Genomic DNA, 16,400 nt, shown 5'->3' on the forward strand with positions numbered 1-16,400 from the left:
GCATGTTAAATGTCGTTAAGCGGTTAAAGGTTCGTTGGCGTTTGGGGGCTCACCGCCCCGATGGCGGCGGTATCGGTTCAGGAGGAAAAGTCCGGCCAGCAGTACCAGCAAAAGCGGCAGCAGCATAGACGGCAACAGGAGCATCGCCTGGAAACCGTCTCCGGCAGCTGCTTCGCAGGAGGCGCTCCCCGGGAGCACAAATCCCAGTTGCGGCAGGAGGATGTTCGGGTCCAGGCAATGCGGTATCATGGTCAATCCGTTTTTAATGTTTGAACAGGGTTCGCCAGCGCGGCTTTCAGCGATTGTGCGCCGATGGTGATAAGGGCTACGGCCACCGCCATGCCGCCCGCGGCGAGAAATATCCACCAGGGCAACCCGATCCCGTAGGCGAAGTTGCCCAGCCATTCGTTCATGGCGTACAGGCCGATGGGCGTTGCCACGGCAATGGCCACCAGCACGGGCTTGAGAAAATCTTTCGTGAGCAGGCGGAGGATCCCGGGGATGGAGGCGCCCAGCACCTTGCGGATCCCGATCTCCTTCGTCCGCTGGCCGATGGCGAACGTGGCCAGACCGAACAGCCCGAGGCACGACAGGAATATCGCCACCACGGCAAAAGAACTGAACAGTGCGGAAGTCCGTTTTTCGTTGAGGTACAGATTCCCGTTGGTGTCTGCCAGGAACGACGAGTGAAACGCGTAATCAGGATTATATTGCTTCCATATCCCTTCCACCGCGGCCAGCGCTTCGGCATTCCGACCGTCTGTGCGGACGAAGAGGTTCGCACCGGCGGAACTGTAATACATCGCCAACGGCATGATTTTTTCCCGGAACGAACCGAAATGAAAATCCTTCACCACGCCGATCACCTGCCCCTGGGTTTCCCACATCTTGAACCGCATGCCCACGGGGTTTTTCAGCCCGAGTACGCGCACCGCTTCTTCGTTGAGGACAAACCCGGCGCTGTCTGCCTTTCCGGCGCGGAAGTTCCGCCCTTCCTTCATTTCCAGCCGCAAAGCGGGAATGAATTGTTCATTGACGAACAGATATCTGACATTGGTATTTTGTCCGGCGGATTTGCCTTCCCAATCGAGGTCACCGGTAGAATTGTCGATGTAAGTGATGTTCGTTCCGGCGAAAGCGACGGCTTTGACGCCGGGGCTGTTCAGCAGCTGCTGCGTTACGGCTTCCTTGTGCTCGCTCATTTTGCCGGCTTCGGCCACGAACACGTTTTCCCGGTCATATCCCGGCCATTCGGTTTGCATGTATTGCAGTTGTTTGCTGATGACGAAGGTGCTGCCGATCAGTACGATCGACACGGCAAACTGCGTCACCACCAATCCTTTCCGCAACCATCCCCCGCTCTTGCCCGATTTGCTGCGCAGATTGCGCAAAGGCTCCAGCGCAGCGAGTTTCAGCGCGGGGTAAATGGCAGACAATGCGATCATGGCCAGCATCGAAACGCCCAGGCTCTTTGCCAGTGCCGCGCCCTGCAACGACAGCGATAATTCCTTTCCCGTCACCTGCCCGTAAAACGGCGTCATCACCCAGATCAGGAGCAATGCTACCAGCAGTGCGGTCCCGAACACGATCGCCGATTCGCCGAACACCTGGCGGAAGAGTTGCGCTTTGCTGGCCCCGATCATCTTGCGGACGCTGATTTCGGCCGTCCGCTGATGGGCCCTTGCCGTGGCGAGGTTCACATAGTTGATGCAGGCGATCAGCAAAATCACGATCCCTACCATCGCCACGCTCTTCACGATCTTCACCTGCCCCGGCTGCCCGTCTGGCCGGTAAAGATGCTGCTGTTGCAGGGGCATGAGGAGATAGCCGAAGTTGAAGCCTTCCGGCCCGGGATTCGCCGTTTTCCAGTTGCGGTCTATGCCCGCGTTCACCTGCTTCACATCTATCCCCGGTTTCAGGCGCAGGTAAGTGAATATGTAAAAATTGCCCCAGTCGTCGTCGAACCCTTTCCAATATTTCGAAGAATATTCCGCTTTGCGGATGCCCATCGGGTAAAAGATGCGGCCCTTGATATTGCTGTTGGCCGGCAGATCGCGGATTACGCCGGCAACGGTAAATTGCTTGTTTTTATCGACCAGGAGCGTTTTCCCGACGGCTTCCTCTTTCCCGAAAAACGCTTCGGCAGCAGATTCCGTGATGACAACGGATTGCAAATCGCGAAAAACGCTTCCTTTCACGATGGGGAAATCGAACATCTTGAAGAACGAGGGATCCACATAGAAATTCTCCCGTTCGAAAATCGTTTTCCCGCCGACGTCGTACCTGAATTCCCTTTCGCCGTTCAGCACACGCACCGCTTCTTCCACGCCCGGAACGGATTCCAGGGCATGCGGGCCCACAGAGCCCTGTGTCGATTCCCAATATTCCTTCTTCCCGCCAGACTCGAACCAGGTGTTTACCTTGTAGATCTGGTCTGCATGCTGATGGAACCCATCATAGCCATATTCGTCCTGCACCCAAAGGAACAGCAGTGCGCTCACGGCCAGGCCGATGGCGAGGCCACCGATGTTTAGCAGCGCGTAAAGCGGGCGGTTGAACAAAGTTCTGCAGGCGATTTGAATACGGCGGATCATACTGGCGGATTGATGGGTTTATACGTGGAATTGTTCCTTGATGTTTTCGGTCACTACCTTACCGTCGAACAGGTTCACGATGCGATGCGCGAAACCGGCGTCGTACGGCGAGTGCGTCACCATGATGAGCGTGGTGCCGGCATCGTTGAGTTCCTGGAGGAGTTTCATCACTTCTTCGCCGTTGGTGGAATCGAGGTTACCCGTTGGTTCATCCGCGAGGATGAGCTTCGGTTTTGCCACAACCGCGCGGGCGATGGCCACACGTTGTTGCTGGCCGCCGGAAAGCTGTTGCGGGAAGTGGTTGCGGCGATGCATGATGTTCATGCGCTCGAGCACTTCTTCCACCCGCGCCTTTCTTTCGCTGGCGGGCACTTTGAGGTACAGCAGCGGCAGTTCCACGTTTTCAAAAACAGTCAGTTCGTCGATGAGGTTAAAGCTCTGGAACACGAACCCGATGGCGCCTTTGCGGAGTTGAGCGCGCTGGCGTTCGCTCATGCGCGCAACCTCCTGCCCCCAGAAATGGTATTCGCCGTGGGAAGGGTTGTCGAGCAGGCCGATGATATTGAGGAGCGTGGATTTCCCGCAGCCGGAAGGGCCCATGATGGCCACGAATTCTCCGTCCTGGATTTCCATATTGATGCCGTTGAGCGCGGTGGTTTCCACTTCTTCGGTGGTGAATAATTTCTGCAGGTTGACTGTTCTGATCATTGTTTCGGATTGAAGTTGATGATAATGATTTTGGGTTGGGTCAGAATTCCAGGACTTCCTTGTTCCCGAAGTTTTCGTAAGAGGATGTAATGACTTGTTCTCCGGGCCGCAGGCCGTCGAGCACTTCGAAATACACCGGGTTTTTGCGGCCCAGGGAGATTTTGCGTTTCACGGCGCGCTTGCCGCCGTTTTCCACGACATACACCCAGGAGCCGCCGGTGTCCGAGAAGAATCCGCCCGCAGGCAAAAGTAAGGCTTCGGAGGATTTCCCCAGTTCTAGGCGGATAGGAGAGGATTGCCCGCGGCGGATTCCTTCCGGAGCGGCCTGTACGAAGTTCATGTCTACTTCAAACCTGCCGTTCCGTACTTCGGGATATATTTTGGAGATCACCATTTCATTGGCTTTCCCGTTGAAATCGAAATTGGCTTTCAGCCCGGTCATGATGCGGTTGATGTAATGCTCGTCCACTTCCGCGCGCATCTTGAAACCGTCCATATCGTCGATCTGCCCGATGTTCTGGCCCGCCTGGATGCTGGTGCCCACTTCCACGTTGATGGAAGAAAGCTGCCCGTCTACCGGCGCGCGCACCACGAGGTTGGCCAGGTTGTCCTTCATAAGCGAAAGGTTGCGCTGGGTGCGGGCGATGGTGCCTTCGAGCTGAACGATCTGGGTTTTGGCGTTATCGAGCTGGTATTCCTGCGACTGCACTTCGATCTGGCGCTGGCGGCTCAGGCGTTCGTATTCGCGTTTGGTTTTGAGGTATTCCTGCTCGGCTACCACTTTGTCTTTGAAGAGTTTGTGATTCCTATCGAACAGGTCTTTGGCCTGGTCTACCTGGTAATCGAGGTCGCTGAGGGTCTTTTCCAGGGCGAAGCGGTCCTGTTTGAGCCGGAGCCTTGTGTTCTGGAGCTCGTTGATGAGCCGGTACATTTCCGTTTCCCGGTTCACGAATTCCATCATGAGCCGCTGGTTTTCCAGCCGGAGGATGGAGTCGCCGGCCTTTACGAGGCTGCCGCCTTCGAGGAACTTGCGGGCAACGTACCCGCCCTCAATGGCATCCAGCCGGATGGTTTTGAGGGGGTGCACCACCGCCGTTACGGATATGTACTCGTCGAAGGTTCCCTGGGTAACCTTGGAAATGGTGATTTTTTCCTTTTCGACGTTGAGCTTGCTGCGCTTGTCGGCGAAGATGAAGCCCCAAAGCAACAGGAGCACCACCGCTCCGCCGCCGCCGTACAGAAATAGACGCTGTTTGGTCCAATATTTCTTTTTGATCTGTCTGTCCATGACTAAAATTGCTGGACAGGAGAAGTCAATCCACATGCCAAGCCATGCCAAACCCCGAAACCCGCTACCATGGCGGATGGTGAAGCTCCCCTCCCCGCGGGGGCTGTTCCAAAGCGGACAAGGAGTGTCCGTTTCCGGACATCCGGACGGGCATTTCGGCCGGCTTAAAATATCCTCCGCACGTCCCGAATGTTTGTTAATATTGCCACGGCAGGGCTATTCCGGCGAAAAAAGAAGGCGCCGCCGCAGGTGGGGCCGCCATCCCGGAATACGTTTTGCTGTCTTCAACCCAAACGCATTAATCCTATATTCATGAGCATCCAGCAAGGTAAAATTTTGATCGTGGACGACGACGTGGACGTGCTCCGCGCCGCCAGGCTTCTCCTTAAAAGACATTTCGCACAGGTCGATTTCGAAAAAAACCCGCAAAAGATCCCCTATCTCGTTTCCAATTTCGAATACGACGTCATCCTGCTGGACATGAACTTTACCCGCGACCTTTCCAGCGGAAAGGAAGGGTTCGAATGGCTCGATAAAATCCTCGATATCAATCCCAAAGCCACCGTGGTCCTCTTCACCGCCTATGGCGACGTGGAAATGGCCGTTCGCGCCATTAAGGCCGGCGCGGCCGACTTCGTGCTGAAGCCCTGGGAAAACGATAAGCTCCTCGCCGCCATGCAAACCGCCGTAGCCACCAACCAGGCCAAGCAGGAAAAGAAGGCCGGCGGGGCCACCCTGCATACCGGGAATGTGCTCATCGGCGACAGTCCGGCCATGCAGGAAGTCCTCGAAACCGTGGGCCGCGTGGCGGGAACGGACGCCAACATCCTCATCCTCGGTGAGAACGGGACGGGGAAAGACTTGCTGGCCCGGCACATCCACGCCCTCAGCATGCGGAAAGAAAAGCCCATCGTGCCCGTAGACCTCGGCGCCATCAGCGAAACCCTCTTCGAAAGCGAACTGTTCGGCCACGTCAAAGGCGCCTTCACCGACGCGCGCGACGACCGCGCCGGCCGTTTCGAAGAAGCCGCCGGCGGCACCATTTTCCTCGATGAGATCGGCAACATTTCCGTTCCCTTCCAGGCGAAACTGCTGACCGTGCTGCAAAACCGGCTGGTGACGCGCGTGGGCTCCAACAAACAGATACCCATCGACGTAAGGCTGATTTCCGCTACCAACAAAAACATCCAGCAGCTGGCCGCTTCCGGTCAGTTCCGGCAGGATTTGCTATACCGCATCAATACCATCGAAGTGCACCTGCCGCCCCTGCGCGAGCGGCGGGAAGACATCGTGCCCCTGGCCGAATATTTCCTCGGTATGTACCGCAAGAAATACAACCGGCCGGTGGCGTTCCTCCACGAAACCCTCATCACCCAGCTCGAAAATTACGAGTGGCCGGGCAACATCCGCGAATTGCAACATGCCATCGAGCGGGCGGTGATTTTGTGCCAGGGCAAAACCCTCATGCCCAAAGATGTGTTCGTGAAATCGACCGCGTCTTCCGAGAAACTGGATACTGGTTTCAACCTGGAAGATATGGAACGGAACATGATCGCACAGGCGTTGAAACAATGTAACGGAAATATTACCGATGCCGCTCGGGAACTGGGTTTGAGCCGTGCAGCACTGTATCGCCGGATGGAAAAATACAATCTCTGACATGAACCGTTTCAGCGTCAATATCCTGCTGCGCCTCGTGGTGCTGATCCTGACCGTGGCGGCGGGCTTTGCGGTTTGGCAGGCCGGTTACCCGCTGCTGATCTGGCTCGTGGTACCATTCCTCATCGCGCAGGTGGTATCGCTTTACCATTATCTGAACCGCGTGAACCGGAAACTCACCCTGTTCCTGGAAGCCATCCGGTACGAGGACTTTTCCATCCGCTTCAGCGCAGACAATAAGCTGGGCAAGAGCTTCAGCGCCCTCAACCACCAGTTCAACGAAGTGCTCGAAGCCTTCCGGCAAACGCGCGCGGAAAGGGAAGCCAATCTCAAGTATATCGATACCATCATCCAGCATATCAGCATCGGCATTTTTTCTTTCGATGCCGATGGAAAGATCGAACTGATCAACCCCGCGGCTTTCCGGCTGCTGGGCATTTACCGGCTGCGGTATATCGATGAACTGAAGAACGTCCACCCCGATCTCGCACAATTGCTGCTGGCATTGCCCGCCGGCCAGAAAACGCTGTACGCCACGCAAAACGGCCAGCAGCTTTCGATCCACGCGGCGAGCGTGCGGCTGCAGGGGCGCCTCGTGAAGCTGATCTCCCTCCAGAACATCCATGCCGAGCTGCAGCAGAAAGAGCTGGAAGCCTGGCAAAACCTCACGAAGATCCTGCGCCACGAGATCATGAACTCCGTGACGCCCATCGTGAGCCTCATCGGCACCATGCAGGATATCGTGCAGTACGACCTGGCGGCTACCGACGAGCAGAACGATGCCGTGGGCGACCTCCGCGAAGCCCTCGAAACTATCGAAAGCCGCAGCAAAGGCATCATGAACTTCGTGAACGCCTACCGCGATTACACGACGCTGCCCAAGCCGCAGTTCACCACCCTCAACCTGAAACAACTCATCAACTCCGTCAGCAACCTCCTGCTGGCCGATATGAAAGCCAAAGGCATCCGGTACCGGGCGCATGTGTCGCCCGACAATATCGAGATCCACGCCGATGAAACGCAGCTGCAGATGGTGCTCATCAACCTCATCAAAAACGCCATGGACGCGCTGGACCAGACCGAGGAGCCGCTGATCACCGTAAAAGGCTCGTTTAACGGGCAACAGGTGATCATCGAGATCACCGACAACGGCCCAGGCATCGACCCGGACGCGCAGGAAAAGATCTTCATCCCCTTCTTCACCACTAAAAAAACCGGCTCCGGGATCGGGCTGAGCCTCAGCCAGCAGATCATCCAGATGCACGGCGGACAATTAAAACTGAGCAGCATCCCCGAAAAGGGTACCACTTTTTATGTATTGCTCACCAATTAAAAAGGGTGTAAGTTGAGGGTACAATTCCACAACATGAAACCTGCCTATTGGATAACAGTATATTTCCTCGCGTTGCTCGCGGATATCGGGATGATCGTTTTCGACGTTCCGCAGGCCCGCTTTATCACCAAGCCCCTGCTGATGATCCTGCTGGGGGTGTACGGATGGGTGCTGGCGGGGAAGCTGCAATATTCTTCCCGGAATTTCATTTTCGCCGCGGTGATCTTTTCCTGGTCGGGCGATGTGTTTTTACTGTTCCCGCAATATTTCCTGCCCGGGCTGGTCAGCTTTCTCACGGCGCATTTGATGTACATCGGGTTCTTCGGCTGGTCGAAACCCCGGCCGAAAATGGGGATCGTGGAGAAAATGGCCATGGTAGCGGTGTTGGGATATGCGGTCATCGTGCTGTCCATGCTGTACCCGAAAGCGGGCGAGATGAAGATACCCGTTGTGTTTTACACCATCGTCATCACGTCGATGCTGATATTGGCGGTCCGCGCGTTCGGGTTCGGAGCGCCCTGGTACGGGGTGCGCTGCATCCTGGGGGCTTTCTTTTTCGTGGTGTCTGACACGGTGCTGGCGTTCCAGCTTTTTTATGCGGATTTCCCTTTCAGCGGCGTCGTCGTTATGGCAACGTACGGAGTGGCGCAGTGGCTCATCGTGTCGGGGAGTTTATACTATTTGAGAAACAGGATTTAATCACAAACCATGCTTCGAAAATTAACCGTTCTACTCGCGGCATCGCTGACGTTGCAGGGCGCCCGGGCGCAGTCCTGGCAAGATACGCTCGCAAAGATCGAAACCGCTTTCGCGCAATTCAAGCCCGACATCGCCGGTGCGCAATTCGCCATCAGCCGCAACGGGAAAGTGATTTTTTCGAAAGCCTGGGGGATGGCCGACCTCGAGCACAACGTTCCCATGACCACCACTTCGCTCATCGAAGCGGGAAGCGTCAGCAAACAATTCACCGCCGCGTCGATACTCATGCTGGAACAGATGGGGAAATTGTCGGTGGACGACGATGTGCGCAAATACATCCCCGAGTTGCCGGAATACGGTCATCCCATCAAAATATCGCATTTGCTGCATCATTCGAGCGGGCTGAAAGACTGGGGCGCCGTGGCATCGCTCAATGGCTGGCCGCGGGCGGAAAAGAATTACACGAATGACGATGCGCTGCGCATCATTTGCCGGCAGAAAACCCTGAACTACGTTCCCGGGGCCGAATACATTTATTCCAATTCCAACTACACGTTGCTGGCGCTCATCGTGGAGCGCGTGTCGAAGGAATCGCTGGAAGCATTCACCAAAGCCCACATCTTCACACCGGCCGGTATGAGCGGCTCGCTGTGGCGGATGGACCTCCGCCGCATGGTCCCCAACCGGGCCGTGGCGTACGGTATTGGCAATGGAATGCTGTACGTCAACATGCCCAACGAAAGCGTGTACGGACATGCCGGACTGCTCACCACGGCCGAGGAGCTCCTCAAATGGAACGAGCTGTATACGACCGGGAAGTTCGGTTCCCCTTCCCTCTATGCCAAACAAACGGAAACGGTGCCGCTGACAGGCGGCCAACCGGCCATGTACGCCGCCGGACTCATGACCACCCCTTTCAACGGCTTCCCTGCCGTAACGCATTCCGGCGCTACAGCGGGCTACCGGTGCAACCTGGAGTATTTCCCGGAGCAGGGCATGTCGTTCGCTTTTCTGTCGAACACTTCCCAGTTCGACCGCTCCCCCACCAACCCTGCAGCCCTGGCGCGCAATATTTTCATCCCCGAACCGCTTCCGAAAAACCCGCCGCCGCCACCCGCGCCGGCCATCGCCATCCAGGAAGAAACCCTCCGCAGCTTTGCCGGGTGGTACCGCTACGAACCGAATGACCAACCTATAAAAATCACGTATTCCGACGGCAAGCTGTACGACAATACCCAGCAATTGAAGATTGAAGGGGCCAACGCGTTCCGCAACAGCGGCGGATTACGGTACGTTTTCGGGAACGGCGACCTGACGCTGGTGACGAAAGAAAACAGCCGCTTCGTGTTTAAACGGGCAGAAAACCCGGACACCGCCGCCCACTCCCAATTCACCGGCGAATACCTTTCCGAAGAAGCAGAAGCCCGCTGGACGATCGGGCTGGACAACAAAAACCTGGTCGTCAAGGTAGACCGGCCGGGCTACGACTCCCCCATGAAACCGCTGTATAAAGACGCTTTCGAGACGGAACTGGGGCTGGTGCGCTTCCTGTGCGACGGGCAAAACCGTGTAACCGGGCTCGAGGTAACGTCTGGCCGGGCGCGGAAGGTGCCATTTACAAAGGCCAAGTAATCCGATTATTAACTAATTTTGATGCCTATGCATCAAACAGATTTTCTGGTGGTGGGTTCCGGCATCGCGGGGCTCACGTATGCGCTGAAAGTGGCCGGCCAGTTCCCGGACAAAAAGGTGACCATCATTACCAAGACACGGGAAGACGAGACCAATACCAAGTACGCCCAGGGCGGCGTGGCGGTGGTCAACGACCTGGAGAACGACAGCTTCGAGAAACATATTGAAGACACGCTGATCGCCGGCGATGGGCTTTGTAACGAGAAGATCGTCGAAATCGTAGTGAAGGAAGGGCCAGACAGGGTGAACGAACTGATCGCCTGGGGCGCGCAGTTCGATAAGTCGCCCGACGGCGACCTGGCGCTCGGCAAGGAAGGCGGGCACTCCGAATTCCGCGTTATCCACCACAAAGACGTGACCGGCCGCGAAATCGAGCGCGCATTGCTGGACGCCGTCCGCAGCCAGAAAAACATCGAAGTCGTGACGCATTGCTTCGTGCTGGACCTCATCACCCAGCACCACCTCGGCTACCTCGTCACCAAATCCACACAAGACATCGAGTGCTTCGGGATTTACGTCCTCAATCAGAAAACCAACCGGATCGAAAAAATCCTGTCGCGCCTCACGCTCCTCGCTACCGGCGGTAACGGACAGGTATACCGTACCACCACCAATCCCGCCATCGCCACGGGCGACGGGGTAGCGATGGTTTACCGCGCCAAGGGAAGGATCGAGAACATGGAGTTCATCCAATTCCACCCTACGGCATTGTACCAGGTGGGCGTGAGCGGGCAATCGTTCCTCATCACCGAAGCCGTGCGCGGCGACGGCGGTATCCTGCGGAACGCGGCCGGCGAGGATTTCATGCATAAGTACGACCAGCGGCTTTCCCTCGCCCCGCGCGACATCGTGGCCCGCGCCATCGACAGTGAGATGAAGATCACCGGTACCGAGCACGTCTATCTCGATTGCCGGCATATGGACATCGAGAAATTTATCCATCACTTCCCGAATATTTACCAGAAATGCAAGTCGATCGGGATCGATGTGTCGAAAGACATGATCCCTGTTGCCCCGGCGGCCCATTACAGCTGCGGCGGTATTAAAACCGACGAGCACGGGCGTACATCGATCCTGAACCTCTATGCCTGCGGAGAATGCGCCAGCACGGGGCTTCACGGTGCCAACCGCCTCGCGTCCAACTCCCTGCTGGAAGCGATGGTGTTTGCCCATCGCTGCTACCTCGATGCTATCACGGCCCTGGAGCGCACCGCCATCCGGGCCGATGTTCCGGACTGGAACACCCTGGGCACCACCGCGCCGAAGGAAATGATCCTCATCACGCAAAGCCTTAAAGAACTGAAGCAGATCATGAGCGATTATGTGGGCATCGTCCGCACGAACGTCCGCCTGGAAAGGGCCATGCGCCGGTTAGATATGCTGCATCTCGAAACGGAAGCCCTTTACCGGGAAACCGCCGTTTCGCCCCAGCTTTGCGAGCTGCGCAACCTGATCACCGCCGGTTACCTCATCGTGAAAGGCGCCGCCTTCCGGAAAGAAAGCCGCGGATTACATTACAACACCGATTACCCGTCAAAAAGCGAACTGGTTCAGAATATCATACTGTAGAGAAAAGAGAGCGAGGTTATGTATTATATTTTACTGGCATTTTGTTACAGCGTTTCCATCCTGCCCTTGTGGGTTTTGTACCGCATCAGCGACCTGTTGTATGTGTTCGTGTACCATATTCTCGGGTACCGCAGGAAAGTGGTGCTGGGCAACCTCCGCCAGGCGTTCCCGGACAAGCCGGAGGCAGACATCCGGCGGATGGCGCGGAAATATTACCGCAACCTCACAGATATGATGGTGGAAACCATCAAGCTGCTCACCATGAGCAAAGCCTCTCTGCAAAAGCGTTTCATCTGCGACCTCGGCCCGCTGAACAAACTGTACAACGAAGGCCGTAGCTGCCAGTTGCACCTGGGGCATAACTTCAACTGGGAATGGGCCAACCTGTTTTGCATGCAGGGCGTTCAGTTCCCTTTCCTCGTCGTGTTCATGCCCATTACCACCAAAGCCGTCAACCGGATGTTCCGCCATTTCCGTGAAAAGTTCGGGACGGTGCTCATCCCCGCCAACGACATGCGCAACGGCATGGCGCCCTGGATGGGAAAGCAATACCTGCTGGCCCTGGTGGCCGATCAGAACCCCGGCAATCCGCGCCGCTGCTACTGGTACCCGTTCCTCAACAAGATGACGGCGTTTTACAAAGGGCCGGAAATGAGCGCCCGGCGCAACGATATCCCGGTGGTGTTTGCAGACATCCGCAAAACGAAACGCGGACATTACGAAGCCCGGCTCACCCTCGCGTTCGAACACCCTACGCAAACGAAAGAAGGCGAGATCACGGAAGCGTTCGTCCGCTACCTCGAAAAAAACATCTACGAGCAGCCCGAAGTCTGGGTTTGGAGCCACCGCCGCTGGAAGCACGAGTGGAAGCCGGAATATGCAGACGAGCAGCCGAAATGAACGAACTAAAAAAGGGCGTCTCCGGTCGGAGGCGCCCTTTTATTATGTTGCGGGTCGTTATGCCGAAGGGATCTTCAGCTTCCAGCCCGGTTGTATGACGTCGGGGTCCTTGATCTTGTCTTTGTTGGCTTCATAGATTTTCTGCCAGGTAAGGCCCGGATATTTCTTCGCGATCTTGCTGAGGTTATCGCCCGATTTCACCTCGTATTCCTGTTCGGCGCCTTCGGCCAGGGAGATGTTGAGCACGAGGTCGCCCGCGCGCATTTCGGGATCGAGTTTTTCATAAATGCCCCAGAGCTGATCTTTCACGGCACCCGAAGGCGCAGTGCCCGTTACGTACAGCACGCCGTTCTGTTCGGCCACCTGCAGCCCGGAAACGCCGCCGCCATTGGCGGCCTGGATCAGTTCCGCATATTTTTCCTGTAATGCCATAATGCGAATTTTTTGAGTGATGGAATGGATGAGCTGGGCTTACTGAAGGGTCAGCTTGTTGTTGATCTTTTTCGGTTTCGCTTCGGCTGCGGCCTGCATCACCGTTTTCAGTTCTGATTTCTTGATAGTGCCCGTCAACGTTACTTCCCCGTTGGCGATAGTGGCCGTAACGCCCGAAATGCCTTTGGCGCTCAAAACGGAATCTACACTCGTTTTCAACAGATCGTCGGGGCTGATCACCACCGGCGGCGGAGGAGGCGGGGGCGGAGTGATCATCACGTTGTTGGTGACCGACTTGATCCCTTTCACTTCCTTGGCCGAAGCTTCGGCGGCAGATTTGGTGGCGTCGTCCATGACTTCGCCACTCAATGTGGCTACACCACCTTTCACTTCCGCGATCACGCCGGGAGTGGTGGCGGCCAGTTTGTCGTTGACTTCTTTCTGAAGTTTGGCATCGCTCGGTTTGCAAGCGTACAGGAATACGCCGAACCCAAGCAGGCAGGCGAGTAACCAGGATTTGGATTTTTTCATACGATTAATATTTAAAGAAATGGAAAGGAATACTTGCCGAATTGCAAGCCATCCTTCGATTAAAAATTTAAAATTCAATTCGTTAGGTATTTCGCCGTTTCCTAAACCGCCTGTGGCCGGCGGAATTTTCCCTACTGCTGATCTGCGCGCAAACGACGGGGATAAACAGGGTATTTAGTACAACAACGCCGTAGCGGAGATGTTTAGATTGGGGAAATTAATTTGATGGGTTTTTACCCAGCAACTCATGCAAACCCGCCAGGTCAAAAAGCAGGTTACCCAATTTCAGCTCCGACCAGCCGGGCTTCAACCGGTATGTTTGTACCGGAACGCCATCGTCGATCCGCGCTTCCATCTGCATCGCGTCGTAGGGCACGCTTTCCAGCGCGGGACGGATTTCTATCAAATGGGTGGAAATGATGAACAATCCGGATGAAAAACGCTGCAAACCCCGTACCGTTTGCACCAGCAACGCCACGGCCTCTTCCGTATTGGTGCCGCTGAACAATTCATCGAACATGGCGAAGCAGCGCTGCCCCGCTACGGCGGCTTCAGCAACGCTTTTGAGGTAGATGACTTCCTGCATGTAATGGCTCAGGCCGGTTGAAATATCGTCGGTGACGTTAAGGGCGGCCATGAAAGAATCGAACATCGGCAGGGCGCATTGCTCCGCCGGCACGCCCAGGCCCAGGTGCCCCAACATCACACAGAGCCCGATCCCCTTCATGGCGGTCGACTTCCCACCCATATTCGGGCCCGTCAGCAATACGATATTCGAGCCGCCCGTAAAATCGTTCCGCACCGCATTCTTCACCAGCGGATGATAAAACCCCTCCAGCCGGAGGGGCCCTTCATGGAACTCCGGGAACGTCAGCCCATGGGCAATGATCCCTTTCGCCAGCGACCAATATAGCTCGAATTCGTGCAACGCTTCCCAGAAAGGATCGAGCTGCTTGCGTTGTTTCATTTCCTGCAGCTCTTTCAGCAGCATGGAAGCATGAAAATCACCAAACCGGTCTTTATGCACCGCCTCCACGCCCCTTTTGATCTTCAACCGTGCGAGCACCCGCTGGATCCGGTCCACCTTTTCCTGGAATGCCTCCGGGTATCCAATGTCTTCCGGCAAAGGGAAGTAAAACGCATCCAGCCGCTCGAAAAAGAACATCACCTGCACACTTTTGCCGCGCACGAGCTTTCGGTTGGTGGAAGGGAACATCCTCGCCCACACGCCCGGGAACTCGTAAGCGAAATAATCGGCCTGGGTGGTGAATGTCAGCACTTCCTCGAAATCATAGCGGGAATACGCAAAATGCTGGAGATGCTTCCAGTGCCGGATAAACGTCTTCAAAACCGCCTGCCGGTGAAGGATCTGCTGAAGGGAAAGCCCGCCGCTGCGAAAAAAATCTTCCAGCAGTTGCCGGGCGGGGCGACTGTAAGTATGGTCGAACAGGGAAACGATTTCCCGGGGGATCTGGAGCGTTTCGGGCATACGGGACGTTGTACGCCTGGAGCGCAAAACTCCTGCCAGATATGAAAAAGCCGGGACCATGCGGCCCCGGCTCCTATCAAAAGTTTTGTTAATCTTAGTTGAGAACGTTCTTTTCCTTCTTGATTTCGATCCCTTTCTCGTCTTTCATTTTCGCAAATCCGCCGTTTACGTTGCGGAGGTTATGGATGCCTTCACGCTTCATGAGCGAGCAGGCGATCACGCTGCGGTAGCCGCCCTGGCAATGAACGTAAAGGTTGAGGTGCTCGTCGAGATGGGCCATGGTACCGGGGTCTGTGAGCTCGCTGAGCGTGAGGTTCACCGCGTCTTTCACATGGCCGTCGGCGAATTCTGCCGGTTTGCGGACGTCGATCACCTGGAGGTTTTCGTCGTGCGGGATGTCCATCGCCAACTCGTCGGGGTCTACGGAAATGATCATATCCATCTTTTCGCCGGCGTTCTTCCAGGCGTCGAACCCGCCTTCGAGGTAGCCTTCCACTTTGTCGAAACCTACGCGCGCGAGGCGGACGATCGTTTCTTCTTCCTGGCCGGGCGCGGTAACGAGGACCATCGCTTTATCGAACGGCAGGAGGCTGCCCGCCCATTCGGCGAAGCGGCCTTCCAGCCCGATGCTGATGGAGCCGGGCACGAAGCCTTCGGTGAAAGTGGTGGCGTGGCGCGTGTCGAGGATAACGGCGCCATGTTCCGACTTTTCCTTGAAAGCGGCTATGGATAAAGGTTGCAGGCTGCGCTCCATGACTTTGTTCATGGCGTCGTAACCTTCCTTGTTGATTTGTGCGTTGATGGGGAAATATTGCGGCGGGGTGCTGAGACCGTCGGTCACCTGGCGGATGAATTCGTCTTTGTTATCTGCGAGGAGCGCGTAATTGTCGCGCTTTTGCTCGCCGATGGTGGAGGAAGTATTGGGACCGAGGTTCTTTCCGCAAGACGAGCCCGGGCCATGCGCGGGATATACGATCACGCCGTCTGGCAGGGTTTTGATTTTCGTGTTGAGGGATTCGAACAGCATGCCGGCCAGTTGTTCTTTGGTGAGGTTGCCGCTGAAGAGGTCCGGACGGCCAACATCCCCTACAAAGAGGGTGTCTCCCGTAAAAATGGCGTTCGGTTCGCCGGCTTCGTCGAGCAGGAGGTAGCAAGTGCTTTCCAGCGTGTGGCCGGGGGTGTGAAGGGCGCGAACGGTCAATTTGCCGATGCGGAATTCTTCCCCGTCTTTGGCGATATGCACCGGGAACCCGGTTTTGGTTTCAGGGCCATAAACGATCGGCGCATGGGTGGCAGCGGCCAGGTCGAGGTGACCGGAAACGAAATCGGCATGAAAGTGCGTCTCGAAAATATATTTAATGGCGGCATTTCTTTCGTGGGCCAGTTCAAGATAGGGCTCAATGTCGCGCAGGGGGTCGATGATGGCTGCCTCACCCTCCGACTCGATATAATAGGCGGCTTCCGATAAGCACCCGGTATACAACTGCTTAATGTACATAGTGGTTT

At 56.1% G+C, this 16,400-nt stretch carries 14 protein-coding genes; 6 read left to right on the forward strand and 8 right to left on the reverse strand.

What is annotated here, in order from left to right; genetic code table 11:
* Positions 1–15: 15 nt before the first annotated feature.
* From WJU22_RS03535 to WJU22_RS03550, 4 genes are read right to left on the reverse strand one after another with little or no spacing between them, the layout of a single operon-like run.
* Positions 16–249: a hypothetical protein gene (locus WJU22_RS03535; RefSeq protein WP_341841906.1), complete on the reverse strand. Its 234-nt coding sequence runs from the start codon at positions 247–249 to the stop codon at positions 16–18.
* A 2-nt stretch (positions 250–251) separates the two neighbouring features.
* Positions 252–2,594, reverse strand: coding sequence for an ABC transporter permease (locus tag WJU22_RS03540; RefSeq protein WP_341841907.1), 2,343 nt, complete (start codon positions 2,592–2,594; stop codon positions 252–254).
* 18 nt (positions 2,595–2,612) lie between these two features.
* Positions 2,613–3,302, reverse strand: a complete 690-nt coding sequence (locus WJU22_RS03545) for an ABC transporter ATP-binding protein (protein ID WP_126244569.1) — start codon at positions 3,300–3,302, stop codon at positions 2,613–2,615.
* 40 nt (positions 3,303–3,342) lie between these two features.
* Positions 3,343–4,590, reverse strand: a complete 1,248-nt coding sequence (locus WJU22_RS03550; protein ID WP_126244570.1) for an efflux RND transporter periplasmic adaptor subunit — start codon at positions 4,588–4,590, stop codon at positions 3,343–3,345.
* Positions 4,591–4,902: 312 nt separating this feature from the next.
* Between WJU22_RS03550 and WJU22_RS03555 the strand changes: the two genes are divergently transcribed.
* Genes WJU22_RS03555 through WJU22_RS03580 form a run of 6 tightly spaced genes read left to right on the forward strand, consistent with a single transcriptional unit; the run spans position 4,903 to position 12,442 of the window.
* Positions 4,903–6,249: a sigma-54 dependent transcriptional regulator gene (locus WJU22_RS03555; protein ID WP_341841908.1), complete on the forward strand. Its 1,347-nt coding sequence runs from the start codon at positions 4,903–4,905 to the stop codon at positions 6,247–6,249.
* A gap of 1 nt (position 6,250) precedes the next feature.
* Positions 6,251–7,582, forward strand: coding sequence for a sensor histidine kinase (locus tag WJU22_RS03560; RefSeq protein ID WP_341841909.1), 1,332 nt, complete (start codon positions 6,251–6,253; stop codon positions 7,580–7,582).
* Positions 7,583–7,615: 33 nt separating this feature from the next.
* On the forward strand, positions 7,616–8,281 hold the full coding sequence (locus tag WJU22_RS03565; protein ID WP_341841910.1) for a lysoplasmalogenase: 666 nt from the start codon (positions 7,616–7,618) through the stop codon (positions 8,279–8,281).
* Positions 8,282–8,290: 9 nt separating this feature from the next.
* A complete protein-coding gene (locus tag WJU22_RS03570) occupies positions 8,291–9,913 on the forward strand; it encodes a serine hydrolase domain-containing protein (RefSeq protein ID WP_341841911.1) in 1,623 nt (540 codons plus the stop codon).
* Positions 9,914–9,940: 27 nt separating this feature from the next.
* Positions 9,941–11,542 (forward strand): L-aspartate oxidase, encoded by a 1,602-nt coding sequence (gene nadB / locus WJU22_RS03575; protein ID WP_341841912.1) that lies wholly within the window; start codon positions 9,941–9,943, stop codon positions 11,540–11,542.
* 18 nt (positions 11,543–11,560) lie between these two features.
* Positions 11,561–12,442: a lysophospholipid acyltransferase family protein gene (locus WJU22_RS03580; RefSeq protein WP_341841913.1), complete on the forward strand. Its 882-nt coding sequence runs from the start codon at positions 11,561–11,563 to the stop codon at positions 12,440–12,442.
* A 57-nt stretch (positions 12,443–12,499) separates the two neighbouring features.
* Here the strand turns inward: WJU22_RS03580 and WJU22_RS03585 are convergent, their stop codons facing one another.
* From WJU22_RS03585 to WJU22_RS03600, 4 genes are all read right to left on the reverse strand, one after another.
* Positions 12,500–12,874, reverse strand: coding sequence for a LysM peptidoglycan-binding domain-containing protein (locus tag WJU22_RS03585; RefSeq protein ID WP_126244576.1), 375 nt, complete (start codon positions 12,872–12,874; stop codon positions 12,500–12,502).
* Positions 12,875–12,913: 39 nt separating this feature from the next.
* Positions 12,914–13,405 carry a BON domain-containing protein gene (locus tag WJU22_RS03590; protein ID WP_341841914.1) on the reverse strand — a complete coding sequence of 164 codons (492 nt, stop codon included), beginning with the start codon at positions 13,403–13,405 and terminating at the stop codon, positions 12,914–12,916.
* A 217-nt stretch (positions 13,406–13,622) separates the two neighbouring features.
* Positions 13,623–14,894 (reverse strand): MutS-related protein, encoded by a 1,272-nt coding sequence (locus tag WJU22_RS03595; protein ID WP_341841915.1) that lies wholly within the window; start codon positions 14,892–14,894, stop codon positions 13,623–13,625.
* A gap of 94 nt (positions 14,895–14,988) precedes the next feature.
* On the reverse strand, positions 14,989–16,392 hold the full coding sequence (locus tag WJU22_RS03600) for an MBL fold metallo-hydrolase (protein ID WP_341841916.1): 1,404 nt from the start codon (positions 16,390–16,392) through the stop codon (positions 14,989–14,991).
* Positions 16,393–16,400: the final 8 nt, after the last annotated feature.

The sequence above is a fragment of the Chitinophaga caseinilytica genome (assembly GCF_038396765.1).
Classification (GTDB): Bacteria; Bacteroidota; Bacteroidia; order Chitinophagales; family Chitinophagaceae; genus Chitinophaga; species Chitinophaga caseinilytica.

Coding starts and splice junctions, on each gene's coding strand:
- WJU22_RS03585 (WP_126244576.1), bottom strand. CDS start 12,874: ATGGCATTACAGGAAAAATATGCGGAACTGATCCAGGCCGCCAATGGC.
- WJU22_RS03600 (WP_341841916.1), bottom strand. CDS start 16,392: ATGTACATTAAGCAGTTGTATACCGGGTGCTTATCGGAAGCCGCCTAT.
- WJU22_RS03545 (WP_126244569.1), bottom strand. CDS start 3,302: ATGATCAGAACAGTCAACCTGCAGAAATTATTCACCACCGAAGAAGTG.
- WJU22_RS03595 (WP_341841915.1), bottom strand. CDS start 14,894: ATGCCCGAAACGCTCCAGATCCCCCGGGAAATCGTTTCCCTGTTCGAC.
- WJU22_RS03590 (WP_341841914.1), bottom strand. CDS start 13,405: ATGAAAAAATCCAAATCCTGGTTACTCGCCTGCCTGCTTGGGTTCGGC.
- WJU22_RS03565 (WP_341841910.1), top strand. CDS start 7,616: ATGAAACCTGCCTATTGGATAACAGTATATTTCCTCGCGTTGCTCGCG.
- WJU22_RS03560 (WP_341841909.1), top strand. CDS start 6,251: ATGAACCGTTTCAGCGTCAATATCCTGCTGCGCCTCGTGGTGCTGATC.
- WJU22_RS03550 (WP_126244570.1), bottom strand. CDS start 4,590: ATGGACAGACAGATCAAAAAGAAATATTGGACCAAACAGCGTCTATTT.
- WJU22_RS03580 (WP_341841913.1), top strand. CDS start 11,561: ATGTATTATATTTTACTGGCATTTTGTTACAGCGTTTCCATCCTGCCC.
- nadB (WP_341841912.1), top strand. CDS start 9,941: ATGCATCAAACAGATTTTCTGGTGGTGGGTTCCGGCATCGCGGGGCTC.
- WJU22_RS03540 (WP_341841907.1), bottom strand. CDS start 2,594: ATGATCCGCCGTATTCAAATCGCCTGCAGAACTTTGTTCAACCGCCCG.
- WJU22_RS03555 (WP_341841908.1), top strand. CDS start 4,903: ATGAGCATCCAGCAAGGTAAAATTTTGATCGTGGACGACGACGTGGAC.
- WJU22_RS03570 (WP_341841911.1), top strand. CDS start 8,291: ATGCTTCGAAAATTAACCGTTCTACTCGCGGCATCGCTGACGTTGCAG.
- WJU22_RS03535 (WP_341841906.1), bottom strand. CDS start 249: ATGATACCGCATTGCCTGGACCCGAACATCCTCCTGCCGCAACTGGGA.